The 22,238-nt window shown below is 69.7% G+C and carries 22 protein-coding genes; 9 read left to right on the top strand and 13 right to left on the bottom strand.

Annotated elements, in window-relative coordinates:
- Positions 1-36: 36 nt before the first annotated feature.
- Together AB0L97_RS24310 and AB0L97_RS24315 are read right to left on the bottom strand one after the other, a co-directional pair.
- Complete coding sequence (locus AB0L97_RS24310) at positions 37-588, bottom strand: dihydrofolate reductase family protein (protein WP_355080473.1); 552 nt, start codon at positions 586-588, stop codon at positions 37-39.
- Positions 589-726: 138 nt separating this feature from the next.
- The gene (locus AB0L97_RS24315) at positions 727-1,314 is read right to left on the bottom strand and encodes an NAD(P)H-dependent oxidoreductase (RefSeq protein ID WP_356965285.1); all 588 of its coding nucleotides are present in this window, start codon (positions 1,312-1,314) and stop codon (positions 727-729) included.
- 299 nt (positions 1,315-1,613) lie between these two features.
- Here AB0L97_RS24315 and AB0L97_RS24320 point away from each other — a divergent pair, with 299 nt between their 5' ends.
- Positions 1,614-4,844: a BTAD domain-containing putative transcriptional regulator gene (locus tag AB0L97_RS24320; RefSeq protein WP_364433399.1), complete on the top strand. Its 3,231-nt coding sequence runs from the start codon at positions 1,614-1,616 to the stop codon at positions 4,842-4,844.
- Here AB0L97_RS24320 and AB0L97_RS24325 read toward each other — a convergent pair.
- Entirely contained in the window at positions 4,822-5,103 is a 282-nt protein-coding gene (locus tag AB0L97_RS24325; RefSeq protein ID WP_355080518.1) for a hypothetical protein, read from the bottom strand. The two genes, AB0L97_RS24320 and AB0L97_RS24325, sit on opposite strands and share 23 nt — an antisense overlap.
- 377 nt (positions 5,104-5,480) lie before the next feature.
- Between AB0L97_RS24325 and AB0L97_RS24330 the strand changes: the two genes are divergently transcribed.
- Complete coding sequence (locus AB0L97_RS24330) at positions 5,481-5,636, top strand: hypothetical protein (protein ID WP_355080477.1); 156 nt, start codon at positions 5,481-5,483, stop codon at positions 5,634-5,636.
- A gap of 65 nt (positions 5,637-5,701) precedes the next feature.
- Here AB0L97_RS24330 and AB0L97_RS24335 read toward each other — a convergent pair whose 3' ends face one another.
- From AB0L97_RS24335 to AB0L97_RS24370, 8 genes are read right to left on the bottom strand one after another with little or no spacing between them, the layout of a single operon-like run.
- On the bottom strand, positions 5,702-6,643 hold the full coding sequence (locus tag AB0L97_RS24335; RefSeq protein ID WP_364433403.1) for an ABC transporter substrate-binding protein: 942 nt from the start codon (positions 6,641-6,643) through the stop codon (positions 5,702-5,704).
- Between the two features lie 32 nt (positions 6,644-6,675).
- On the bottom strand, positions 6,676-7,383 hold the full coding sequence (locus AB0L97_RS24340; protein ID WP_355080481.1) for a class II aldolase/adducin family protein: 708 nt from the start codon (positions 7,381-7,383) through the stop codon (positions 6,676-6,678).
- A 14-nt stretch (positions 7,384-7,397) separates the two neighbouring features.
- A complete protein-coding gene (locus AB0L97_RS24345) occupies positions 7,398-8,567 on the bottom strand; it encodes an LLM class flavin-dependent oxidoreductase (protein WP_364433407.1) in 1,170 nt (389 codons plus the stop codon).
- Entirely contained in the window at positions 8,564-9,664 is a 1,101-nt protein-coding gene (locus AB0L97_RS24350; RefSeq protein ID WP_364433411.1) for an LLM class flavin-dependent oxidoreductase, read from the bottom strand. The genes AB0L97_RS24345 and AB0L97_RS24350 overlap by 4 nt, the downstream gene beginning before the upstream one ends.
- Positions 9,661-10,686, bottom strand: coding sequence for an ABC transporter substrate-binding protein (locus AB0L97_RS24355; RefSeq protein WP_364433414.1), 1,026 nt, complete (start codon positions 10,684-10,686; stop codon positions 9,661-9,663). Before AB0L97_RS24355 ends, AB0L97_RS24350 begins: the two co-directional genes overlap by 4 nt.
- Positions 10,683-11,462: an ATP-binding cassette domain-containing protein gene (locus AB0L97_RS24360; protein WP_364433417.1), complete on the bottom strand. Its 780-nt coding sequence runs from the start codon at positions 11,460-11,462 to the stop codon at positions 10,683-10,685. The genes AB0L97_RS24355 and AB0L97_RS24360 overlap by 4 nt, the downstream gene beginning before the upstream one ends.
- The gene (locus AB0L97_RS24365) at positions 11,459-12,298 is read right to left on the bottom strand and encodes an ABC transporter permease subunit (RefSeq protein ID WP_356965292.1); all 840 of its coding nucleotides are present in this window, start codon (positions 12,296-12,298) and stop codon (positions 11,459-11,461) included. The genes AB0L97_RS24360 and AB0L97_RS24365 overlap by 4 nt, the downstream gene beginning before the upstream one ends.
- A 1-nt stretch (position 12,299) precedes the next feature.
- Positions 12,300-13,334: an NrtA/SsuA/CpmA family ABC transporter substrate-binding protein gene (locus tag AB0L97_RS24370; protein ID WP_364433421.1), complete on the bottom strand. Its 1,035-nt coding sequence runs from the start codon at positions 13,332-13,334 to the stop codon at positions 12,300-12,302.
- Positions 13,335-13,591: 257 nt separating this feature from the next.
- On the opposite strand from AB0L97_RS24370, the gene AB0L97_RS24375 reads away from it, so the two are divergent.
- The 3 genes from AB0L97_RS24375 to AB0L97_RS24385 all read left to right on the top strand — a co-directional run bounded on the left by AB0L97_RS24375 (position 13,592) and on the right by AB0L97_RS24385 (position 15,741).
- Positions 13,592-14,341, top strand: coding sequence for an IclR family transcriptional regulator (locus AB0L97_RS24375; protein WP_355080493.1), 750 nt, complete (start codon positions 13,592-13,594; stop codon positions 14,339-14,341).
- Between the two features lie 145 nt (positions 14,342-14,486).
- Positions 14,487-15,314 (top strand): SAM-dependent methyltransferase, encoded by an 828-nt coding sequence (locus AB0L97_RS24380; RefSeq protein WP_364433425.1) that lies wholly within the window; start codon positions 14,487-14,489, stop codon positions 15,312-15,314.
- A 73-nt stretch (positions 15,315-15,387) separates the two neighbouring features.
- Positions 15,388-15,741, top strand: coding sequence for a hypothetical protein (locus AB0L97_RS24385; RefSeq protein ID WP_355080497.1), 354 nt, complete (start codon positions 15,388-15,390; stop codon positions 15,739-15,741).
- Here AB0L97_RS24385 and AB0L97_RS24390 read toward each other — a convergent pair whose 3' ends face one another.
- A complete protein-coding gene (locus AB0L97_RS24390) occupies positions 15,742-16,758 on the bottom strand; it encodes an NADP-dependent oxidoreductase (RefSeq protein WP_364433429.1) in 1,017 nt (338 codons plus the stop codon).
- 470 nt (positions 16,759-17,228) lie between these two features.
- Between AB0L97_RS24390 and AB0L97_RS24395 the strand changes: the two genes are divergently transcribed.
- Positions 17,229-18,035, top strand: a complete 807-nt coding sequence (locus tag AB0L97_RS24395; protein ID WP_356965300.1) for an LLM class flavin-dependent oxidoreductase — start codon at positions 17,229-17,231, stop codon at positions 18,033-18,035.
- 9 nt (positions 18,036-18,044) lie between these two features.
- Here AB0L97_RS24395 and AB0L97_RS24400 read toward each other — a convergent pair whose 3' ends face one another.
- On the bottom strand, positions 18,045-18,668 hold the full coding sequence (locus AB0L97_RS24400) for a LysE/ArgO family amino acid transporter (RefSeq protein WP_364433433.1): 624 nt from the start codon (positions 18,666-18,668) through the stop codon (positions 18,045-18,047).
- Between the two features lie 74 nt (positions 18,669-18,742).
- Between AB0L97_RS24400 and AB0L97_RS24405 the strand changes: the two genes are divergently transcribed.
- From AB0L97_RS24405 to AB0L97_RS24415, 3 genes are all read left to right on the top strand, one after another.
- Positions 18,743-19,624, top strand: a complete 882-nt coding sequence (locus AB0L97_RS24405; RefSeq protein ID WP_355080505.1) for a LysR family transcriptional regulator ArgP — start codon at positions 18,743-18,745, stop codon at positions 19,622-19,624.
- A 304-nt stretch (positions 19,625-19,928) separates the two neighbouring features.
- Positions 19,929-20,678: a hypothetical protein gene (locus AB0L97_RS24410; RefSeq protein WP_355080507.1), complete on the top strand. Its 750-nt coding sequence runs from the start codon at positions 19,929-19,931 to the stop codon at positions 20,676-20,678.
- Between the two features lie 58 nt (positions 20,679-20,736).
- Positions 20,737-21,747: a zinc-binding dehydrogenase gene (locus AB0L97_RS24415; protein WP_355080509.1), complete on the top strand. Its 1,011-nt coding sequence runs from the start codon at positions 20,737-20,739 to the stop codon at positions 21,745-21,747.
- The last annotated feature ends 491 nt before the right edge of the window (positions 21,748-22,238 follow it).

The following is a 22,238-nucleotide window of genomic DNA, read 5'->3' on the forward strand; positions in this document are numbered from 1 at the left end:
CCGGGCGGCCCGAACGGGCCGCCCGTCCGCGTGCGATCAGCCCTCGGCCGGACCGTAGGACAGGTGGACGACGCCATTGGCGTAGACCTCGTGCTCTTTGAGCGCGAGCTTGGTCGCGTCGACGCCGTCGCTCCACAAGCGCTTGCCCTTCCCGAGTGCGATCGGGTAGACGAACAGGTGCAGATCATCGATCAAGCCGTCGGCGAGCAACGCCCGCACCAGTGTGCCGCTGCCGCTGATGTAGATGACGCCGTCGATCTCGTCCTTCAGCTTGCGGATGACCTCCGGGTCGTAGGCGCCGACGCGGGTGCTGTTGGCCCACTCCACCTGCGGCTCGCTCGCACCGACGACGTATTTCGTCGTGTCGTTGAAGAACGGCGCCCCCGGGTCGTCCTCGACGGTGCGGGTCGACCAGGCCGGTGCGAACATCTCGAAAGTGGTGCGGCCCAACAGGATCGCCTTGGACGCCGAGGTGATCGCCGCGAGGGTCTCCCCCATCTTCGGGTCGAACCCGTACTCGAAGGTCCAGGACGGATCCTCGTACACGCCGTCGAGGGCGATGAACTCGTGGACTGCGATGGTTCCCATGTTTTTCCTTTCATCGGGTGCGGCGGTCGCCGGGTGCGGGCCCGGTGCCGCTGTCGACAACGACTCTGCTGGCCGCGCCTTACGGTTTGTTTACGGTCGGTCCGTCGTTTCGGGCGAACCGGTGTTCGAGGTTGCTTTCTACCGCACGAACGGCGTTTCGGCCCGCGCCTGGCGCAAGGCGCGGGCCCACCACATGAGCTGGTCCAGCGTGGCGTCGACGGCCTCGTCGAGTTCCGCGTCGCGGCGCGGCCAGCTGCCGTCGCTCGCGAAGCGCTGCCAGACCTTGGTCACGGTGACCGTGCGGCGGATGGGGACCGCGTTCAGTTCGCCGAAGACGGGACGCAACTGGGCGGCGGCGTGACCGCCGTCGGCGTCGCCGCCGTATCCCACCACAGTCACCGGTTTGCCGGCCCACTCCGCGTCGAACCAGTCGACGGCATTCTTCACCGCGGCCGGAAAGCTCCGGTTGTACTCCGGAGTGACCAGGACGAACGCGTCCGCGGCGGCCAGCCGTTCGCCGAGCGCGCGGACGGCGGGCGGTAGCGGCTCGTCGGGATCGGGTAATCGATCGGGCAACCCGGTCTCCGCGAGATCGATCCGGTCCACGTCGATATCGCGGCGGCGGCCCAGCCGCCCGGCGAACCACTCCGCCACCGTGGGGCCGAAGCGACCTGTGCGGGTGCTGCCCACGATCAGCGCCACCCGTACCCGGCGGGGTCCCCTCATCGCACGTCACGCACCGGTGGCGCATCGGCTCCCGGCCTCGTGTGTCGATCGGCGTCGCCCGGCACCCGTCGCTGTCCGGGTACCGGGTGCACCCTGCGGTCCCCGCGCGGTCTGTTCAGACAGGCAGACGCCTCCTCGATAGGACTCTCACCACCGCTGATTCGACGTGCGGTAGTCGCGATGAGTGGCATATCGTGCTTTCCTTCCACGAGTTCGGCCTTCGGCGTTCTCATCGTGGGCGCGCCACCTTCCGATTTGTTTGCGGTCGCCTTCCGCCGCCGCTCGCATAGGCTGCCCCAATGCGTTTCGGGGTGCTGGGTCCGTTGACGGTCTGGACGGATGCGGGCGCCGTAGTGCCGATTCCGGGGGCCAAGGTGCGGGCACTGCTGGCCGACCTGCTGGTCACGCCCGGCCAACCGGTATCGGGCGACCGGCTGATCGACGACATCTGGACCGACGACCCGCCCGGCAATCCGGCGGGCACGCTGGCGGCGAAGGCCTCGCAACTGCGCAGGGCGTTGGAAGACGCCGAACCCGGCGGCCGGGACCTCGTGGTGTCCCCGCCGCCCGGGTATCGGCTGGCCGCCTCCGACACCGACGCGCAGGAGTTCCGCGCACTGGTGGCGTCCGCGCGAGCGACGACCGACACCGCCGAGCGGGCCCGGGCGCTCGCCGCGGCGGTCGCTCTCTGGCGCGGGCCCGCGTTCGCCGATTTCCGGGACGCGGCATTCGCCCAGCCCGCCATCGCGCAACTCGAAGAGCAGCGCTTGGTGGCGGTGGAGGAACTGGCGGAGGCGCGGCTGACGCTGGGCGAGTACCGCGAAGTGGCCGGCGAGCTCAGCGAAGTCGTGACGGCGCATCCGCTGCGCGAGCGGCTGCGCGCGGCCCACCTGCGCGCGTTGTACGGCGCGGGAAGGCAGGCCGAGGCGCTCGACGGTTACGAGGATCTGCGCAGGCACCTCGCCGACGAACTCGGCATCGACCCGAGCCCGGAGCTGGTCGCGCTGCAGCGCGCGCTCCTGGCCCAGGATCTGCCGGAGGCCGCGCCGCCGGAGATCGTGGTCGCCCGTCGGCGCAGCTCGAACATTCCGGCGCAGCGCACCGAGCTGATCGGCCGCGACAGCGACCTCGCGCAGTTGTGCGACGCCGTCGAGAACGCCAGGCTGGTCACGCTCACCGGGCCCGGCGGCGTGGGCAAGACGCGCTTGTCGCTCGCCGCCGCGGCGGTGCTGCCCCAGCGATTCGCCAACGGCACCTGGCTGGTGGAACTGGCCGCGCTGCAACCGACCGCGACCGATGCCGCCACGTTCCTCGCCGACGCCGTGGCCGGTGTGCTCGGCATCCGCGCCGCCGACGGCGCCGACATCACCGCGTCGTTGTGCGAGGCGCTGGCCGAACAGGAACTGCTGCTCGTCCTGGACAATTGCGAGCACGTGGTGGATCGCGCCGCCGATCTGGCCGAGACGCTGCTCGGCGCGGCTCCCCGGCTGCGCATCCTGGCCACCAGCCGGGAACCGCTGCGGCTGCCCGGTGAGGACGTCGTCGCGCTGCGACCCCTCGATGTGCCCGCGCGGGACGCGGCGTTCGACGAGATCGCCCGAGCGGGAGCGGTGCGGCTGTTCGTAGCCCGAGCGCGCGCGGGCGCCCGTGATTTCGCGCTCGACGCCGACGCCGCCACGTCGGTCGCGACGCTGTGCCGCAGGCTCGACGGCATACCGCTGGCATTGGAACTCGCCGCCACCCGAGTACGCGCGCTGGGCGTGCACGAGATCGTCGCCCGGCTCGACGACCGGTTCAAGCTGCTGGCCACCGGGCATCGCGGCGTGCCGCCGCGGCAGCAGACGCTGGCGGCGATGATCGACTGGAGCTGGGGACTGCTGGACGCGACCGAGCAGGCGGTGTTGCGCAGGCTCGCGGTGCACACGGGCGGCTGCACCCTGGCGGCCGCGGAGGCGGTGTGCTCGGCGGGCGCCGAGCCCGCGGTGGACGCGTCGCTCGTCGCCGACGTGATCGGCAGGCTGGTCGACCGGTCGTTGGTGCACCCGGCGGGACAGCGCTACCGCTTGCTGGAATCGGTGGCCGCGTTCAGCCTCGACCGGCTGGCCGATGCGGGCGAGTTCGACGCGGTGCACCTCGCCCACCATCGGTACCACCTGGGTCTGGCCGAGCGCGCCGAGCCCGAGCTGTACGGCGCCGACCAGCGTCGCTGGTTGCGTCGGCTGGACGACGAATCGGCCGATCTACGCGCGGCGCTGGACGGTTTCGTGCGCGCGGGCGACGCGGATCAGGCCCTGCGGCTGGTGAACGCGCTCGCCTGGTACTGGCAGCTGCGTGGCAGGCCGACCGAGGCGCGGCGCTGGCTCGACGCCGCGCTGGCGCTCGGCGGCTCGCCACGGCACCGGGCGCGAGCGCTGGCGTGGAGCGTCGGATTCGCTTTCCAGCAAGGCGATTTCGAGGACGGTTCGGCCAAGCGCGCCGCCGTGTTCGATCTGTACGACATGGTCGACGATCCGGCCGGGCGGGCGCGCGCGGAACTCTTCCTCGGCTTCTCCGCACTGGACTCCGGTGACGTGCAGGAGTTGGAAGCGCTGCTGCGCAAAGCTCTTCCGGTCTGCACCGATCTCGGCGACCGCTGGGGTGTGGCCGCCGCGCACGTCGCGCTGGCCAAGGCAGCCCACAATCGGGTCGATCTCCCGGCGCTGGAGCGGCACGCCCGCACGGCCGCCCGGCTGTTCGCCGAACTCGACGACCGCTGGGGCAGGCTCCAGGCCGCCGAATGGCTCGGCGGCCTGGCCGAACTCACCGGCGATCTGACCTCCGCCGCCGATATCCACGCCGAAGCACTCGGCTTGGCGCAGGAGCTGGAGCTGTGGGGGCAGGCGTGCACCCATCTGTGCTGGCTGGGCTGGATCGCCATGCAGCACACCGATTTCGGCCGGGCGCGGGCGCTCGGCGAACAGGCACAGCGCATCGCGGCCGAACACGGGTACGAGCCGGGCCGGTTGTTCGCCGCGCTCGTGCTCGCTTTCACCGCGCGCCGCGACGGCCGAACCGATGCCGCCGAGCGAATTCTGCGTGAACTACTCGCCCTCCCGCTGGCCGCGGGTGCGGAGACGCCGCTGTTCCTGCCGATGCTGCAAGTCGAGCTGGGCTACATCCTGGAACAGCGCGGCGAACCGAGCACCGCGTTCGACCTCTATCTGACCGCGTTCGACGGCGCGCAACGCATCGGCGCACCACGCGACACCGCCTTCGCCCTGGCCGCGCTCGCCTCGGCGCTCACCGAGCTGGGCCTGCCGGAGATCGCGGCACAGCTGCTCGGCTCGGCGGCGGCGGTGCGCGAGGCCAACGGCATCGCGCTGCTTCCGGCCGAACGCCCCGACATCGACCGTCCGGCGAACCGCGCCACCGTGGCGCTCGGCGAGCACGCCTTCACCGAGCGCCACGCCGCGGGAACGCGGTCGACGCCACTCGAGGCGCGCGACCTCGCGGCCCGCGCGGTTGGGGTCAGCCGACGATCGAGTTCATGATCGTGCCCGCGCTCGTGGCCACCGCGCCACCGGCCATCGCGCTGGCGACCATCTTCGGCGACTGCAGGGTGCCGCCGTTCCATTTCTCCCACGCGAATCTGCCCCCGCCGTAAGTGATCGCCGTGATGCCGGACAGCTGCACCAACCAGGTGAAGTAGCGGCCCATCTGCATCAGTTTGTCCGCCAGCGGCGGCTCTTCGGCGGTCGGATTATCGAATTGCTGCGCGATCACTGTGTCGTGCAGCGCGGCGAGAATCATGCTCACGTTCGTGCTCCTTTTCGCATGCCGAGGTGATGCCGGAGACAATTCGAGAGAAAGAGCTGCGCTACCGAGACGTTCGGCGCGCCACGGGCACTGCGAGGCCCACGGCCGCCGTTCCGGCGGTTCCGCGTCGTGATCGTATCCCGTTTGCCGGATAATTGCCGGAAAACGCGTGACAAGATCGATTAGACCGCATTGCGAAGGGGTGTTCCGCGCGACACACCGTCGTGCGCATGATTCAACTCACAGCCCTTCCCCGTGCCGGACAAGGCTGCGACCTCTAGGATTTCATTAGGTGCAGGGGCTGATATGACATCGGTGCAGTGCGGCGCCGAACCTTCCGCTGAGATCACCGTGACCGCGGGGAGGGCACAATGCACACCGCTTTCTTGATTCCACTGCTCATCACACTATTGATCGTCACGGCGACGGCCGTTGTGGCCGGTTACGCCACCGTCGTCGCAGCCTATTGGTTCGAGCTGCGCTCCACCGAAAGGCACGGCGGCCGTCCGGATATCTCGCCGCGCTGACCTTCCCGGACAGCCGAATGGGCCGGGGATCGCTGCGACACCCCGGCCCGCCCGTTTCCTCCGATTTACGCCGTTACGCCGGATTCGGCGCGCACCGTGTCGCCGATCCACGGCACGACCGCGTCCCGGACCCGCACCGTCCGCGGCAGCAGGCCGTTGGCGGCCAGGAGATCGGCCGCATGCTGCTGTTCGTCCAGGAAGTCCTCGGAAACGGGTTCGACACCGAAGGGCCTGCCACGCAGCGCGGCTTCCCACGCGTCCAGGCTCGCCGTCCCGCCGCGAGCCACCACGTCGTCCACGAAGTACTGGGCGGCCGCGCGCGGATTCGCCTTGATCCACGCGTCCGACTGTTGCAGAGCCGTGATGATCGCCGTCAGCGCCTGGCGGTTGCCTTCGGCGAAGTCCCGGCGGGTGAACCACAGCGAGGGGTGGCTGAACAGCGATTCGGTGTCCACGAGAGTGCGCAGGTCGGCGGCCGCCTCGACCGCGGCCAGACCCGGATACGCGCCGACCCACGCGTCGAGGTCGCCGCGCAGCAGAGCCGCGCCGCCGTCGTGCACGTCGACGTCCACCGGCTCGATGTCCTTCCAGGCCAGGCCCGCCTGGTCCAGCGCGAACAGCGCGAGCGTGGTCTGCCAGGAACCGTGCGCGATGCCGACCCGCTTGCCCTTCAGATCGAGCACCGTCTCGATGCCGGAATCGGCCTTGGCGACCAGGCGGCCGTTCTCCACCCGCGGCCCGGAGATACCGACGTAGACGATGTCGCGGCCGTTGGCGAGCGCGGTCACCGGCGGCGTGAAGCCGGTGCCGATGAAGTCGTAGCCGCCGTCGAACAGATGATCCGAATGCAGCGACGGCAGTCCGCGCTCGGGGTCGACCGGAGCCGGGCGCGGCAGCTCGCGCAGGTCGACCCATTCCACATCGGGCAGCAGGTTTTCCAGGATGCCACGGTGGCGCAGGACGAACAGGGAGTTGTTGTGCGGGAAGTAGCCGACACGAATGGTCATGATCGCTCCTCGATCTCGATGTGCGGGGCCGGTCAGATCAGGCCGCGGCGGCGCGCCTCGTCGGCGAGACCGGTGCGGCCCCACTGCACCGCGAGATTGGACGGGTCGAATTCGACCGAGCCGCCGAGAGTTTCGGCGATCGCCTGATATTGCGCGCCCTCCTCCAGCAGCACCACGAACTTCGCCAGCTCCAGCAGTCCCGAGCGTCCGATGACGTTCGCGCCGCCGTTGGCCTCGAAGATCGCGACCAGATCCGGGTCGTCGACCAGCTTGGACAGGATGAAATCGCCCGCGCCGATGCTGCGATCGATGTGCGGCGGAACGGCCCGGGACAGGGTCAGCCGCTGCGCGGCCGCGTAGCGGATCGGCAGCGTGCGATGGGTCTGCGCCCATCCACCGAGCCACGGTGTGTGGATGTGCACCACGGAGGTGATCTCCGGATGCGCGCGGAACACCTTCGCGTACCCGGTGACGAATCCCGCGGAGCCGGTGCCGGACAGCACCTCGCCGTCGAAGGTGGCGACCACCGGCGCGACGGTGCGGTCATCGGCCCACGGGCCCGGTTCGTTCAGAGCGACGGCGATCTCCTCGCCGGGCACTCGCTCCACGAAATTGACGGTGCCGTTGCCCGCGACGGTGCCGGTCTCCCGGAACACCCGGAATGCCTTCTCGGCGTCGCGAACAGCGGCGGCGACGAAAGCGGTGACGGACTCCGGCAACCGGGTCTCGGTGGTGGTCATGGTCTCTCCTGAATCTATCGAGCGGGGGAAAGGGATGCCGCGGCGGCGGACGCGGTGAGCCGGGATCGGCCGAGCAGCGGGAGCACCTCTTCGCCGACGCGGTAGGCCTCCTCGAGATGCGGGTTGCCCGCGAGGATAAACGCGTCGACGCCGAGATCGATCAGCTCGTCGAGCCGCTGCGCCACCTGTTCGTAACTGCCCACCAGGCCGAACGCGGGACCGCCTCGGATCAGGCTGAATCCGCACCAGACGTTGGGTTCGACCTCGAGGTCCCGGTAGCCGGTGATGGTCTCGGGCACCCAGCCCTGGATGCGGGCGGCCCCGACCGAATCGCCCTTGGCGGCGCGCTCGGCCGCGCCACGGTCGACGAAAGCCCAGCCCTTCTCGATCTCCGCCCACGCCGCTTCCTCGGTGTGCCGGGCCAGGACGTCGATGCGGACGGCGAATTTCGGTGTACGGCCGATGGTTTCGGCGTTCGCGCGGACGCCGTCGAACTTGGCGCGCAGATCGGCGAACGGCTCCAGCCAGGACAGGTAGTAGTCGGCGTGTCTGCCCGCGGCGTGCACCGCGGCGGCGGACGACCCCGAGAAGTACACCTCGGGGAAAGGCTGACCGGCGATGCCCGGCGCGAGCGCCGCACCCTCGGTGCGGAAGAACCGGCCGTCGTGGTCGTAGGGCTCGCCGTCCCACACGCCGCGCAGCACGTCGAGGAATTCGCTGGTGCGGGCGTAGCGGTCGTCGTGGGCGACCTTGTCGCCCCACCATAGCTGGGCGGGACCACCGCCGCCGCTGATGATGTTGTAGACCAACCGGCCGCCGGTCGCGCGCTGCAGGCTCGCCGACATCCGCGCGGCCTGCACCGGATGCAGGAAGCCGGGCTGGAAGGCGACCATGAACCGGTAGGTGGTGGTCTCCCTGGCCAGGGCCGCCGCGACCGCCCACGGGTCGTCGGTCACGGGGAACGACGGCAGCAGGCCGCCGAGGAATCCGGCCGATTCGGAAGCCTTCGCGACCGCGGCCATGTGGTCGATGTAGCCGTAGCCGTCGAGCGCGCCGTCGCGGATGGCCGGTGCGATATTGCCCGGCCCGTAACCGTTGGCGTGGCCGCGGTTGTAGCGGCGTGGCGTGCGCAGCGACGCGTGGTCGCCTTCCATGCCGATGCGCCAGTAGATGTCGATGGTCATGCGGTTGCCTCCTGCGCGGTCAGCGTGCGGCCGGCCGGGTCGGCGAGGAACAACAGGTGTTCGCCCGCGCGGTGCAGTTCCTCGATGTGCGGGTGTCCCGAGAGCACCACGCTGTCGACGCCCGCCGTCACATAGGACGAAAGACGTTGCGCTACTTGCTCATAGCTGCCGACGAGGCCGATGTTCGCGGCGTATCCGAGTTCGGCGAACCCCGCCCAGCGGCCGTCGCCCAGATCGTGTTGCCGCGCGCCGGTGCCGTCCGGGCGCACCTCGCGCCACTGACGTTCGACGCGGGCCCACGCCTCGTCCTCGGTTTCCCGCGCGACGACCGGCAGCTCCAGTCCGGCGCGCACCGCGCGTCCCGCCGCCGTCGCGCGTTCGCGCAGGGCGGCGATCGCGGTATCCACGCCCGCCGCGGTCTCGGTGAAGACGTGCACGTCCCCGTGCTGGGCCGACAGCTCGAGCGCCGCCGCGGAATCGCCGGACAAGTAGACCGCCGGAAACGGCAGCCCGGAGAGGATGCCGCGGAAACCGCCGTCGATCACGTCGTAGTACGTGCCTTCGTAGTGGAATCCGGTACCGGCGAATCCCGCCGACGGCACCGGAGCGTCGTTCCATACGCCACGGGCGACGGTCAGGAACTCCGCGGCCCTGGCGTAGCGGTCGTCACCGGTGACGCGATCACCGCGTGCTCGCGCGTCGTCGGTATCGGTGTCCATGGCCAGCTGCCAAGCCAGGCGACCCCCCGAAATGCGTTGCAGGGTAGCCGACATCTTCGCGGCATAGACCGGAGTGCCGAAAGCGGGCTGGAATTCGACGACGACGCGCGAGTACCGCGTGCCGCGCAGGGCGCCGCCAGCCACGATCCACGATTCCTCGCCGTGCGGATCGTAGGGCGCGAGCACGCCGTCCAGCCCGGCCAATTCGGCGGCGTCGACGATCTGGGCGAGGTCGTCGAACGGACCGAACCGCCCCGGCCGCAGGTCGTTCACCGGCGTCACCGGCGCGGGCCCGCCGAATCCGCCGCGATTGCGTCGATCTGGGCGGGCGTGGCGGCCGTCTCCACGGGAAGGCAAGCGCCACAAGAACTCTGTCATGCGGGGACCTTCCCGGACTCGACGATCTCCCTGGCCCGGGCCAGCGGCTCGGGCGCGACCCAGGAATCCAGGTCGAAGTCGGCGGCGAGGAATCCATGCGTGTAGAGGAATTGCTTCTGCACGCCGATCAGCTCGATCCGCTCGTCCGACAACGAGGGGTGCAGATCCCGGTGGAAGTTCTCGCCGTACGCCGCGACGACCCCCTCCGGACCGGACAGGGTTTCCCGCTGGAGCACGTCCCGCACTCCGCTCAGATCGCCCGCGGCCCAGTCCGCCGCGCGCAGGCTCTGCGCGAGGAACTCGACGACCACCTCCGGACGCGCCTGGAGTAGCTCCTCGTGCACGGTGATGGGGCGTGGCGTGCCGTTGTTGACCCGGAAGCGTTTGGCCTCGGTGGCATCCAGGTCCACCGCGACGCGCAGGCCGTGCTCCCTGGCGACCTCTTGCGCCCGGGCCCCCTTGACATAGATGGCGTCCACCTCGCCGCGCAGCAACTCCTCGACGCCCCAGGTGACCACGCGGCGATTCGCCTGTAGCTCCGTGCGCACCTGCGGGTTCCGCTCGACGCCGATCTCGGTCACGCGGACGTCGGCGAGGGTATGTCCACCGAGACGCAGCGCGTTCGCGAAACCGTGCAAGGCCATCGCGCGGGGGAAGCTGCGCGGCTGGTCCCGCGCCCACGCCGGGACGCCGATGCGCAGACCGGCCAGCTCGGCGGGGCCCCCGACGGTGGATTCCGGACCGACCAGAATGGCTTGCGCCTCATCGATCCAGGTCAGTCCGATCAACCGGGTCGGCGAGCCCTGGGCGTGCGCCGCCAGGGCCGGAACGTTGCCGCCCTCGCGGATCAGCCCGGACAGATCGTGCAGGAAATGGTGGCCGGCCAATTCCGGCCCGGCGTCCTGCAGGACGCCGAACTCGAGCCCGGCCCGGGTGGCGGCGTCGCCGAGCCAGCCGAGGCTGTGCGCGAGCCCGCTCGCGGTGGGCACCGGGCAGCGGGTGTACCAGAGGGTGTCGGTCATGAGGCACTCCTTGGAGCGGACGTGGTGCTACCCACGCCGAGCCGGCTGAGGAAAAGTGATCGGAAATGCAGGGTTTCGGGGTCGGCGCGGTCGCGCGGACGGGCCACGTCGATGTCGACGTCCACGGCGAAGCGCCCTTTGTCCAGGATCAGTACCCGGTCGGCCAGGCGGATCGCCTCGTCGACGTCGTGGGTCACCATGAGCACCGCGGGACGGTGCCGGGCCACGAGATCGCCCACCAGATCCTGCATCTGCAGGCGGGTCAGCGCGTCCAGCGCCGCGAACGGCTCGTCGAGCAGCAGCAGTTCCGGTTCGCGAACCAGGGCGCGTGCCAGCGCCGCGCGCTGCGCCTCGCCGCCGGAGAGCGTGGCGGGCCATTGCCTGGCTTTGCCGTCGAGGTTGACCTCGGCCAGTGCGCGTAACCCGGCTTCGCGGTTGTGCCGGGAACGCCGCTGTCCGACGATCACGTTCGCCAGCACCCGTTTCGAGGGGATCAGCCGCGGCTCCTGGTAGACGGTGGTGCGCCGCGCCGGGACGAGCACCTGTCCCGCGTCCGGCGCCTCCAGTCCGGTGAGCAGGCGCAGCAGTGTGGTCTTGCCGGTGCCGCTGGGCCCGAGCAGGACGACGAACTCGCCGCGCCGGATGGTGAGTTCGACGCCGTCGAGCACGGTCTTGGCGCCGAACGACTTGCGCAGGCCGGTGATCGAGACGGCGACCGGCTCCTCCCCGGCGGGTGCGGTGACCACCTCGGCTCCAGGTTCGGTAATGGTGGTCATCGGATCGCCACCTGTCCGCGCCATGGCATGGCGAAGCGCTCCGCCAGCCGCACCAACCCGTCGAAGACCAGGCCGAGCAGTGCGTACAACACCACGCACAGCACCATGTAGTCGGTGCGGTTGTACTCCTGGGCCAAGGTGACCAGGTAGCCGACGCCCTCCTTGGTGCCGACCTGCTCGGCCGCGATGAGACCGGTGATGCTGATCGACAGGCACACGCGCAGCGCCATCAGCACGCCGGGCAGCGCTGAGGGGAGGATGACCTCCAGCACCAGCCGCGGCCCGATCAGCCCGAAACTGCGGGCGGCCTCGACCATCTTGCGATCGACGTTGCGCACGCCGAGATAGGTGTAGGCGTACATCGGCGCGACCGTCGCGACGGCGATGAGCAGTACCTTGTACAGCTCATCGATGCCGAACCAGGCGATGAACAGCGGGACCAGCGCAAGGAACGGCACCGCCCGCAGGATCTGCATGGTCGAATCGACCAGTTCCTCACCGAGACCGGACAACCCGGAGACCAACCCCAGCGCCAGTCCGATGGCCACGCCGATCCCGACGCCGAACGCGGCGCGGGTGAACGACGCCACCGCGAAGTCGAACAACTGGCCGGTGCCGAGCAATTCGGTGAACGCCGTCCACACCGCGGGCGGTCCCGCCAGCACGCGCTCGGAGATCGCTCCGCTCGCGGAACCCGCCCACCAACCTGCCACGATCACTGCCGGCAGCAGGAACCGCAGCGGCACGGAAAACCATGCGGGCCTGCGCTTGCCGACGCGCGTGCGGGGCGGGGCGAGCTCGGTCGGCCCCAGCCCGGCCGCCACGACGACCGCCATCTCAGCTGCCCGCCTTCACCGATGCCAGCTGCTCGGGCGTCAGCTTCGACTTCAGGTCGTAGAAGATGTCGGCGGCGGTGACCTTGCGGGTGACGACGCCGTTGTCGAAGAAGGTGTTCACCACGTCGGCCAGCGCGGTGGCGTCGGTCTCATTCGGCAGGTGCGGCACGGTGGCCTCCGCCCCCACCCGGTAGGCGTCCGACAGCCGCTGGCCCGACAGGGCGCGCGGGCCGGTCTTCTCGAAGACGTTCTCGAACTCGGCGGGGTTGGCGCGCTGCTTCGCCGTGAGGTCCTGCAGCACTTCGAGGTATTTCGCCGCGATGTCCGGACGCTGATCGAGCACCTCGGTGCGGAACACCACCACCGAGTTGTCGTTGGAGCCGATGCTCTTCTCCGTGGCGATCTCGACGCCGCCGTTGGCCTTGGCCTCCTGGTAGGGCACCAGGAACGACGACCAGCCGTCCACCTTGCCGGTCGCGAACGCCGAGGCGGCGTCCTTCTGCTGCAACGGAACCCTGGTCACCTTGTCGGCCGGGACGCCTGCCTGCGCGAGCGCCTTGAGCAGGATGTATTCGCCCTTGGCCGCCGGGTTGACCGCCACGCGCCTGCCGACCAACTCGGCGACCGAGCGCACGCCCGATTCCGGAGTGACGATGATGCCGCTCTGATCCTTGCCCGCTGGATCCTGTACCGCGACGATCCGCACACCGACGTCCTTGGACAGCGCGCCGACGACGGGGCTGAACGCCGCGCCGGAGACGTCGAGTTCTTTGGTGTTGAACAACTTCAGGTTGGAGCTGAAGCCGGGGGTGATGCTGACCCACTCGATCTTCGCGCCGAGTGGTGCCAGCGCGGCATCGAAGGTGCCGTCGCGCTTGCCGACCGCCAGCGGCCCGGAGTTCCCCGGGTCGGCGACCTTGAGCACGAAGGAAGCGCCTGCGCCGGTGTCGCGGTCGGTGTCCGAACCACACGCGGCGACGAGTGCGACTAGGGGAACGATCGCCAGCGCGATGCGCATGAGGGCTTGCCGCCACATCGTGAGGACTCCTTGTCCGAATCGTCGATCAATGCTCTCGGAGAGTAGGGACGGCAGCGCGGGGTCACGAGGTAATGCTTTCCGTAGATCGGAAAGCTTGACATATCGAGCTCTCTGTACTGCCCGGACTTAATGCGACTGTGAATGTGGATCGGACCCCGCCATCGCCGATCGGGCCACGCTGCTCACACGAGAGTTTTCCAAATAACGGAAAGAGCAAACTCTCTGGTCCGCATGCTTGTGTTACCGTCACAGTCGTGGAACCCTCCGGCGTGCAGACCGTCACCCGCGCCCTCTCCGTGCTGGACTGCTTCCGTGACGGCCGGGAGCGCGGCGTCTCGGAGGTCGCGCGGCAACAGGGTCTGGCGGTCAGCACCACGCACCGGCTGCTGACCACGCTGGTGCAGGCGGGTTTTCTGGAGAAGAACGCCGAATCCAGTCGATACCGCATGGGCGGCGCGCTGGCCGAGTGGGGGCAGATCGCCTACCGCCAGCACCGGATCTACCTCGCCGAACCGTATCTGGAGCAGCTCGCGGGCACCACCGGGGCAAGCTGCTCGGTCGCCACCCGCCACGGCATCCACGCCGTGCTGCTCGGCACCAGCCGGTGGCGGGAGACCGACGGGCACAAACTGCAGGGCGTGCGGCTGCCCCTGCACGCCAGCGCGCTCGGCAAGGCCCTGCTCGCCTGGTCCGAGGCCACCGACGAGCAGTTACGCGAACTCCCCTACGACGAGGGCACCGAGCGCTCGGTATCCGGCCCCGGTGAACTGCGCGCCGAGCTGGTCACCACGCGGGAGCGCGGATACGCCTACAACGACGAGGAACTCGATCCGGGCTTCCGCACCATCGGCCTGCCCATCCTCGATCCGGCGGGCCGCTGCCGGTTCGCACTCGGTCTGCGCGGCCCCACGACACTGATGATTCCCGAACGGGTTCCGTTCTTCGTCGAACTCGCGAAGGTCACCGCCCAGGAGATCGCGGCCAGATTCGCCGCCGCCGACTGACTCTCCGGAAACGGACCAATCGGCCGAATTACCGCTCATTGTGGATGCGTCACCCTATTCTTGACGCGTAATTCGTAGCGCGAGGTCGCCTTTGGAGGCGACAGGGGTGCGGCGCCGGTCCTGCGTCGCCGGGAAAGGAGTCGCCATGCCGGACGGTCACGCGCAAGTGCGCGCCGGATCGTCGACCAAGCTCGACACGAGCCTCCCCCATGAGGCACGGGTGTACGACTACTGGCTCGGGGGCAAGGACAACTACCCCGCCGACCGCGCCCTCGGCGACACGGTCGCCATGCACATCCCCGGTATCCGCGACATGGCCCGCGCCAACCGCGCGTTCCTCGGCCGGGCGGTGCGCCATCTGGCCTGCGAGGCGGGCATCGATCAGTTCCTCGACATCGGCCCCGGTCTCCCCACCGCGGGCAACACGCACGAGGTGGCCCAACACACCGATCCGGCCGCGCGGGTGGTCTATGTCGACAACGATCCGCTCGTGCTCGCTCACGCCAGAGCACTGATGGCGAGCACGCCGCAGGGCAGGATCGCCTTCCTGGACGCGGATCTGCGCGATCCGAGCGCCATCCTGGACGCACCCGCCTTGGCCGATACCTTCGACCAGGACCGGCCCATCGCGATCCTGCTGGTCGCGGTCATGATGTTCTTCCGCGACAGCGACGACCCGTACGGTGTCGTCGGCCGACTGCTGGACGCGGCCCCGTCCGGCAGCTATCTGGTGCTCACCCACTTCACCGGCGATTTCGACCCGCGCCCGATGGCGCGCGCGGCGGCAGCCGCTCAGCAGGCCGGCATCGCGTTCCAGCCGCGCAGCCACGCGGAGACCGAATCCTTCTTCGCCGGAACGGAACTCGTCGAGCCGGGAATCGTTCCGGTGGACGCGTGGCGCCCGGACACGGATGTCGCCCCGGCCGCGACGCGGTCCGCCTGGTACCTGGCCGGCGTCGGACGCAAACCCTGAGCGGCGTTTGAGCCGCCGCCGTTCGGCAATCACGTCGGAGGAACCGGCGGCCAGGGACGGCGAGGTGGTGAACATGGTCGAAGACGTCGAGAAACGCTGGCGCGATCCGCGCGGGTTCCGGCGCGCCGCGACCTACGTCGCTTCGGTGCTCGCCACCGCCGCGCTGGTCTTCCTGCTGGCCGTGCTGTGGGCCGCGCAGCGCGAGTGCGCGGACGCGGACAACCTGCTGTGCGATACCGCCGCGCAGGTCGCTGTGGTGCTCGGGCCGTCGGTGGTGCTGCTGATCGGCGGCATCGGCGCCTTCGTCGAAACCTACGTGCAGTGGCGCCGCGGCCGGACCTGGCCCATCTGGCAGGGCGCGGGTTGGTTCCTGTTCGTGCTGATGGTGGTCTACCTCGGAATCGGCGGCGGCGCGGTGGCGAGCTGATCAGTCGGCGACCCGCACCACCAGCTTGCCGAAGTTGCGGCCCTCGAGCATGCCGATGAACGCCTCGGGTGCGGCGGCCAAGCCGGACACGACGTCCTCGCGGTACCGCACGCGTCCGTCGGCGACCCACTCGCCCATCTCGCGCAAGAATTCCGGATACAGCTCACGGACGAATTCGCTCTGGATGAACCCGCGCACCGTGAGGCTCTTGGTCAGGATCCGGCTGTAGTAGGCGGGCAGCCGGTCCGGGCCCTCCGGGGCGCCGGCGACGTTGTAGTTTGCGATCAGCCCGCAGACGGGCACACGCGCGTAGGTGTTCAGCAGCGGGTACACCGCGTCCGCCACCGCGCCGCCGACGTTCTCGAAATAGACATCGATGCCGTCGGGGACCGCCGCCGCGAGCTGCTCGGCGAAATCGGGAGCGCGGTGGTCGAGTGCGACATCGAATCCGAGTTCGTTCAGATATGCGACCTTGCGCGGGCCGCCCGCGATCCCCACCGTGCGGGCGCCGTCGATCTTGGCGATCTGGCCGACGGCCGAGCCCACCGGTCCGGTGGCCGCGGCGACCACGAGCGTCTCGCCCGGCTGGGGTCTGCCGATCTTGCGCAGTCCGGCGTAGGCGGTGAAGCCGGGCATGCCGAGCACGCCGAGGGCGGTCGAGACCGGAACCCTGCCGGGGTCGAGCTTGCGCAGTCCGCGCGCCGGGACGACGTCATGGGACTGCCACCCCGAATAGGCCAAGACCACATCGCCTTTCGTCAGCGACGGGTCGCGGGATTCGACCACTTCGGCCACGGTCGCGCCGACCATCACCGCGCCGATCTCGACCGGATCGGCGTAGGACTTCGCCGAACTCATCCGGCCCCGCATGTACGGATCGAGCGACAGGTACAGGGTGCGCAGCAGAACTTCGCCTTCGCCCGGAGCGGGGAGTTCCGCGGTCTCGGTCCGGAAATTCTGCGCGGTGGGCGCACCCACCGGCCGGGAAGCAAGCACGATTCGCGTCGACTCGACCATGCGCCCACCCTAGCCTCGAGCGCGGGCGCCACCCGCCGATGTCGGTTCGTGTCCGACGACCACCGCCGCAGCGATTCCGACCGGAGGAAGAAGCCGCCGTTCGCCTCCAATGTCCGGCTCCAGATCCAGCGCGCTCGAGCGCGGTCATGCCCGCTACGCCCGCGACCACGCCGATATCGGCCACGACACCGCGTTCGGCCGGGCTACGGTCCCGACCCGCTGGTCGATGCGCTGCCCTCCCGCGAGTCCGACCGATCCGGAATGTCGCGCGGACCACACTGCTCGCCGACTCGCATCAGCCGGTCCGCGACATACGGTCGGCCCACGTCATCCGTGCCCGCCTGCGGCCCGCACCGGAGGCGGTCGCCGAAACTCGCTACGCGGCAGCCGAATCGATGTGAGCGTCCGGGATATCGACTCGAGCGAGCGGAACATTGGCTCGGACGCGAGGTGTTCGTAGCGTCGGAAGCATGACCTTGGAAATCGGCATCATCCTGCCCACCTCGACGCCGGACCCCGCGAAACCCATCCTCGGCGACGTGCGAGCCGCCGCTCGCCTGGCCGAAGCGAGCGGCCTCGACTCGGTATGGTCCACCGATCATCTCGTGGCCAGCGCGCCGATCCTGGACAGCACCGTGGTGCTGGCCACCGCCGCCGCCGCGACCGATCGCATCCGCATCGGGTACGGCGTGATGCTGCTGGCCTTGCGGCCGGTCGCCTGGGCCGCGAAGCAGATCGCCACGCTGCAGTACGTCTCCGGTGACCGGCTGATCCTCGGTGTCGGCACCGGCAACCCGGCGCACGGGGATGTCGGGTGGCGTGCTGCGGGCGCGTCCTTCGCCGAGCGCGGCCGCCGCACGGACGAGGCGTTGAGTCTGCTGCCCGATCTGGTCGCCGGGCGGCCGGTCGTCCTTCCGGACGGCACCGAGGTCGCCTTGGCGCCAGGTGCGACCATGCCGCCGGTGCTCGTCGCGGGCGACGCCGAACGGGCGCGGCGGCGCGCCGCCGCCTATGCCGAAGGCTGGGTCGCCATCGGACTCGAGCCGAGCGAGATCGGCGCGCACGTAGCCGAATTGTCCGCACTCGCTGCGGAATACGGCCGTCCGCCGCTCACTGTGACGGTCGTCGCGCCCCCGCTGGCCACCGATCCCGGTCAGGCCGCCGAGCAACTGTCCGCCTACGCGGAGGCGGGCGCGGCGCGCGTCGTCCTCGCCCTTCCCGGCCCGGAGTGGCAGGCCGGCTACGAGTTCGCCGCGAAGATCAAGGAGCAGTTGTGAGCGCGGCCTTCACCCGATGCACAACAGTCCCAGCCCGAGGACGAGCAGCACCGCCGCGATCACCGAATCCAGCACGCGCCACGCGCGCGGACGGGCGAACAACGGGCCGAGCAGGCGCGCGCCGAAGCCCAGTGCGGTGAACCACAGCACGCTGGCCAGCATCGCCCCCGCGCCGAGGAACCAGCGATCCGGGCTCGCGTACGTGCTGGCGAGGGAGCCGAGCAGCACCACGGTGTCCAGGTAGACGTGCGGGTTGAGCCAGGTCAGCGCGAGGGAGGTGACCACCGTCGCGCCGAGCGCCGCGGTGGTCCGCCCGGATTCGGCGCTCAGCGCGGCGGAGCCGAACGCCCGCCGTGCCGCCAGCACCGCATAGCCGATCAGGAACGCCGCCCCGGCGTAACGCGCCACCACGAGCACCTCCGGGGCCGACTGCACGACCACGCCGAACCCGCCGACCCCGGCCGCGATCAGCACGATGTCGGACACCGCGCACACCGTCACCACCGCGAGTACGTGCCTGCCACTGATCCCTTGCCGCAGCACGAACGCATTCTGCGCACCGATCGCCACGATCAACGACAGGCCGAAGCCCAAACCGGACACGGCCGCCACCACCGCCGAGGAAACGCTCACGTCCAGCGACGCTAAGGCCGCGGATCATACCCAGACAAGCTAAAGATTCTTATCTATCATTACGCTTCCTTAATATGGATCTCCAGCTCGACCAGCTCCGCGCACTCGACGCCGTGATCACCGAGGGGACCTTCGACGCCGCGGCCCGACGGCTGAGTGTCACGCCGTCGGCGATCAGTCAGCGGATCAAGGCGCTGGAGGACGCCGCGGGCCGGATTCTCGTGCAGCGCACGAAACCGGTGCGCGCCACCGAATCGGGGCTGGCCGTCCTGCGCTTGGCCAGGCAGATCCAGTTGTTGACGGGCGATACCGCACGCGAACTCGGCGGCGAACCCTCCGACGGCCCGATCCGGGTGCCCATCGCGGTCAACGCCGATTCCCTGGAGACCTGGGTGCTGCCCGCGCTGGCCCGCGCACCGCGCGGCGTGTGCTTCGAGATCCATCGCGAGGACGAGGAACACACCACGCGTCTGCTGCGCGACGGCACCGTGATGGCGGCGATCACCTCGACCGCCCAGCCGGTGCAGGGCTGCAAGGTCGATCGACTCGGAGCGATTCGCTACCGGCCGATGGCGAGCCCGGAATTCGCCGCCAGCTGGTTCGCCGACGGTGCGACGGCGAAGTCCTACGCCGCGGCTCCGGTCGTGCTGTTCGACCGCAAAGACGACCTGCAGGATCGCCTGCTGCGCAGGCGCGGTCGCAAACCGCTGAATCCGCCACGCCACTATGTGCCGTCGTCCACCGGATTCGCCGAGGCGGTCCGGCTCGGGCTCGGCTGGGGGATGCTCCCCGATCTGCAGACCCGCGACGGCCGAGCCGACGGCCGCTTGGTCTCGATCGATCCCGGCGTCGTCATCGATGTCCCGCTGTACTGGCAGCAGTGGCGTCTGGACTCCCCCGCCCTCGGTGCGGTCGCCGCGACCATCGCCGCCGAGGCGGCGAACGTCCTCCGCTGAAATCGGACTTACCCCTTGCCCGGCAACATGTTCCGTTCATGACACCGCCGAGGCAGGGTGCGAGCACCCTGCCCCGGCGGCACCGTATCCGAGAAGGCGCGACCGTGGGCACGGTAGCACCGCCAGTTTGTTCGGAGCCCAGGATGAGTTGGATGGCCGCCGTCCACCGCACCGCACGACACCAGGGCATTCGAGTACCTCGTATCGCTCCGCATCGCGACCCGGCGAGGTAACTTGATCTCCGCACGCCGACCGAAAGCTTCAGCTCCATCCCGCACCCACCCGAGATGCACAGGAGTTCACTTTGGCACGGCACCGTCGCCCGAACCACTCGCGCACCCGCGGCGCGCTCGCCATCGTCGCCGCGCTCGGCATTCTGCTCGCAGGCATCCTTCCCGATGCGGCGGCGCGCCCGATCGGCCCCTACGACGTGGGCGGGGCGATCGAAGCGGAGTACGACGAGGCCGGTGGGCCCGCGTTTTTCGGCGACCCCGTCACACCCGAGGACTCCGCCGCGCGCGGCGGCCGCTACCAAGCGTTCGAGCGCGGCTCGTCCATCTACTGGCACCCCGACACCGGCGCCCGTCAGGTCGGTGGCGCCATCCGCGACAAATGGGGCAATCTCGGTTACGAGGGCGGAGCGCTCGGCTACCCCGTGGCGCGGGAGGTGGCGACACCATCGAAGCCGGGAAGCTACAGCGTCTTTCAGAACGGGTCGATCTATTGGTCGCTCGGCACCGCCGCGCATCAGATCGGCGGCGTGATCCGCGACAAGTGGGGTTCCTTCGGCTGGGAGAGCAGCCCGCTCGGGTTCCCCATCACCGACGAATCCCCCGCCCGCGCGGGCAACGGCCGCTACAACCTGTTCGGCGGCGGCGCCATCTATTACGCCCCGCGCACCGGCGCCCATGTCGTCTGGGGATCCATCCGCGAGAACTGGGAGGCCGCGGGGGGCGAAGCCGGGCGTTACGGCTACCCCACCAGCGACGAGTACGACTTCGAGAACGGGAAAGCCCAGGACTTCGAGGGCGGCCGCCTCACATGGACGCCCTGATCGATCGCCCCGGAACGCGCGGCGCACATCAACCGATCGGCCTGCTGAGGAGTTGAACATGCTTGCTGGACGACTGTTCCCGCGTGCCGCCGACGGGCATCGGTTCCGCCTGGAGGACGTCCCGGTGCCGACCCCGGGCCGGGGTCAGGTACTGATCGAGGTGGCGGCCGCCGGTGTCTGCCTGTCGGATGTCCACCTCATCGAGGGCGTGCTGTCGCCGATGTACCTGGCCGGCGACGCGGTCACCCTCGGGCACGAGGTCGCGGGTACGGTGCACACCCTCGGGCCCGAGGTGCAGGGTCCCCAGCCGGGCGACCGGGTGTTGTTGCAGGCGGGCGAGATCCGGGACGGCAAAACCTACACCCGCGGCGTGGACTACGACGGCGGCTGGGCGGAATACGCGCTGGCCACCGCGGACACCCTGGTGCCGATTCCCGACGACCTACCGTTCGAGCAGGCCTGTTTCATCCCCGACGCGGTATCGACGCCGTGGGCCGCCATCACCCGTACCGGTCAGGTGCGGGCCGCGGAGTCGGCCGGCGTGTGGGGCGTGGGCGGGCTCGGCGCGCACGGGGTGCAGTTGCTCCGGCTGATCGGCGCCGCGCCGATCATCGCGGTCGATCCCTTGCCCGCCGCCCGGCAGCGCGCGCTCGAATTCGGGGCGGACCTCGCACTCGATCCGTCCGACCCGGAACTGGCGAAAAAGGTGTACGCCGCCACCGCGGGAGCGGGACTCGATGCCGCGTTCGACTTCGCCGGCTTCGCGCCCGTGCGCGAACAAGCCGTCGGATGTCTCGCCGACGAGGGACGCTTGGTGCTGGTCGGGCTCACCGACAAGCCGATCACGATCACCAACGGCACCATCTTCAGTTTTCGGCAACAGCAGCTGCGCGGGCATTACGGCTCCGAGCCCGACCATGTGCTCGAACTCGTGCGCCTGCGCCGCGCGCATCGGCTCGATTTCGCCAAGTCGGTGAGTGCCGTGCTCCCCCTGTCCGAAGCGGACAAAGCGGTACACGCGTTGGAAAGCAAGGAGGGCAATCCGATCCGGATCGTGCTGACGCCGTGAACTATCGGCAATCCGGACATCGGAGCGGTTCGCGACGGCTCCGCCGGCGACCCCAACTCGCGTTGGGGTCGCCGTGGCCGAACCAGCCAGTGCCCGAGCCGATCCTCAGACCCCGACCTCGACAGGGATACTGCCACACCACGGCGGCCGCGTCGCATCGGTGATCGTCCATCGGTACGTACATGCGCGCGTGCATGTGCATTGGCGCCACCGGTCTCGAAAACCGCGAAAATCGAGGTGAACGCAGGCTGATCGATAACGAATCAGTATCGGATGCAATGCGCCGATATCGAACTGTTACCTTCCGCCGATCGCATTTCACCGAGTTCTCGCCGACGACAACGGATTTCACGTCACGCAGCGAGGATTCGATTCGGAGCCTTTGCTCTCCGCCGCTCCGTGCCGACCGACCGGTTTCCGACCGCACGACGCCGTCCCGCCATCGACAGCACGCCGCGGCGACTCCTCGGTCGCCCGCGACCCTTTTGGCA

Origin of the sequence: Nocardia sp. NPDC051911, from assembly GCF_040681035.1 — a bacterium.
Classification (GTDB): Bacteria; Actinomycetota; Actinomycetes; order Mycobacteriales; family Mycobacteriaceae; genus Nocardia; species Nocardia sichangensis.

What these genes read in the sequence shown, in the direction of transcription:
- AB0L97_RS24310 (WP_355080473.1), bottom strand. Translation starts at nt 588, where the DNA reads ATGGGAACCATCGCAGTCCACGAGTTCATCGCCCTCGACGGCGTGTAC.
- AB0L97_RS24315 (WP_356965285.1), bottom strand. Translation starts at nt 1,314, where the DNA reads ATGAGGGGACCCCGCCGGGTACGGGTGGCGCTGATCGTGGGCAGCACC.
- AB0L97_RS24320 (WP_364433399.1), top strand. Translation starts at nt 1,614, where the DNA reads ATGCGTTTCGGGGTGCTGGGTCCGTTGACGGTCTGGACGGATGCGGGC.
- AB0L97_RS24325 (WP_355080518.1), bottom strand. Translation starts at nt 5,103, where the DNA reads ATGATTCTCGCCGCGCTGCACGACACAGTGATCGCGCAGCAATTCGAT.
- AB0L97_RS24330 (WP_355080477.1), top strand. Translation starts at nt 5,481, where the DNA reads ATGCACACCGCTTTCTTGATTCCACTGCTCATCACACTATTGATCGTC.
- AB0L97_RS24335 (WP_364433403.1), bottom strand. Translation starts at nt 6,643, where the DNA reads ATGACCATTCGTGTCGGCTACTTCCCGCACAACAACTCCCTGTTCGTC.
- AB0L97_RS24340 (WP_355080481.1), bottom strand. Translation starts at nt 7,383, where the DNA reads ATGACCACCACCGAGACCCGGTTGCCGGAGTCCGTCACCGCTTTCGTC.
- AB0L97_RS24345 (WP_364433407.1), bottom strand. Translation starts at nt 8,567, where the DNA reads ATGACCATCGACATCTACTGGCGCATCGGCATGGAAGGCGACCACGCG.
- AB0L97_RS24350 (WP_364433411.1), bottom strand. Translation starts at nt 9,664, where the DNA reads ATGACAGAGTTCTTGTGGCGCTTGCCTTCCCGTGGAGACGGCCGCCAC.
- AB0L97_RS24355 (WP_364433414.1), bottom strand. Translation starts at nt 10,686, where the DNA reads ATGACCGACACCCTCTGGTACACCCGCTGCCCGGTGCCCACCGCGAGC.
- AB0L97_RS24360 (WP_364433417.1), bottom strand. Translation starts at nt 11,462, where the DNA reads ATGACCACCATTACCGAACCTGGAGCCGAGGTGGTCACCGCACCCGCC.
- AB0L97_RS24365 (WP_356965292.1), bottom strand. Translation starts at nt 12,298, where the DNA reads ATGGCGGTCGTCGTGGCGGCCGGGCTGGGGCCGACCGAGCTCGCCCCG.
- AB0L97_RS24370 (WP_364433421.1), bottom strand. Translation starts at nt 13,334, where the DNA reads ATGTGGCGGCAAGCCCTCATGCGCATCGCGCTGGCGATCGTTCCCCTA.
- AB0L97_RS24380 (WP_364433425.1), top strand. Translation starts at nt 14,487, where the DNA reads ATGCCGGACGGTCACGCGCAAGTGCGCGCCGGATCGTCGACCAAGCTC.
- AB0L97_RS24385 (WP_355080497.1), top strand. Translation starts at nt 15,388, where the DNA reads ATGGTCGAAGACGTCGAGAAACGCTGGCGCGATCCGCGCGGGTTCCGG.
- AB0L97_RS24390 (WP_364433429.1), bottom strand. Translation starts at nt 16,758, where the DNA reads ATGGTCGAGTCGACGCGAATCGTGCTTGCTTCCCGGCCGGTGGGTGCG.
- AB0L97_RS24395 (WP_356965300.1), top strand. Translation starts at nt 17,229, where the DNA reads ATGACCTTGGAAATCGGCATCATCCTGCCCACCTCGACGCCGGACCCC.
- AB0L97_RS24405 (WP_355080505.1), top strand. Translation starts at nt 18,743, where the DNA reads ATGGATCTCCAGCTCGACCAGCTCCGCGCACTCGACGCCGTGATCACC.
- AB0L97_RS24415 (WP_355080509.1), top strand. Translation starts at nt 20,737, where the DNA reads ATGCTTGCTGGACGACTGTTCCCGCGTGCCGCCGACGGGCATCGGTTC.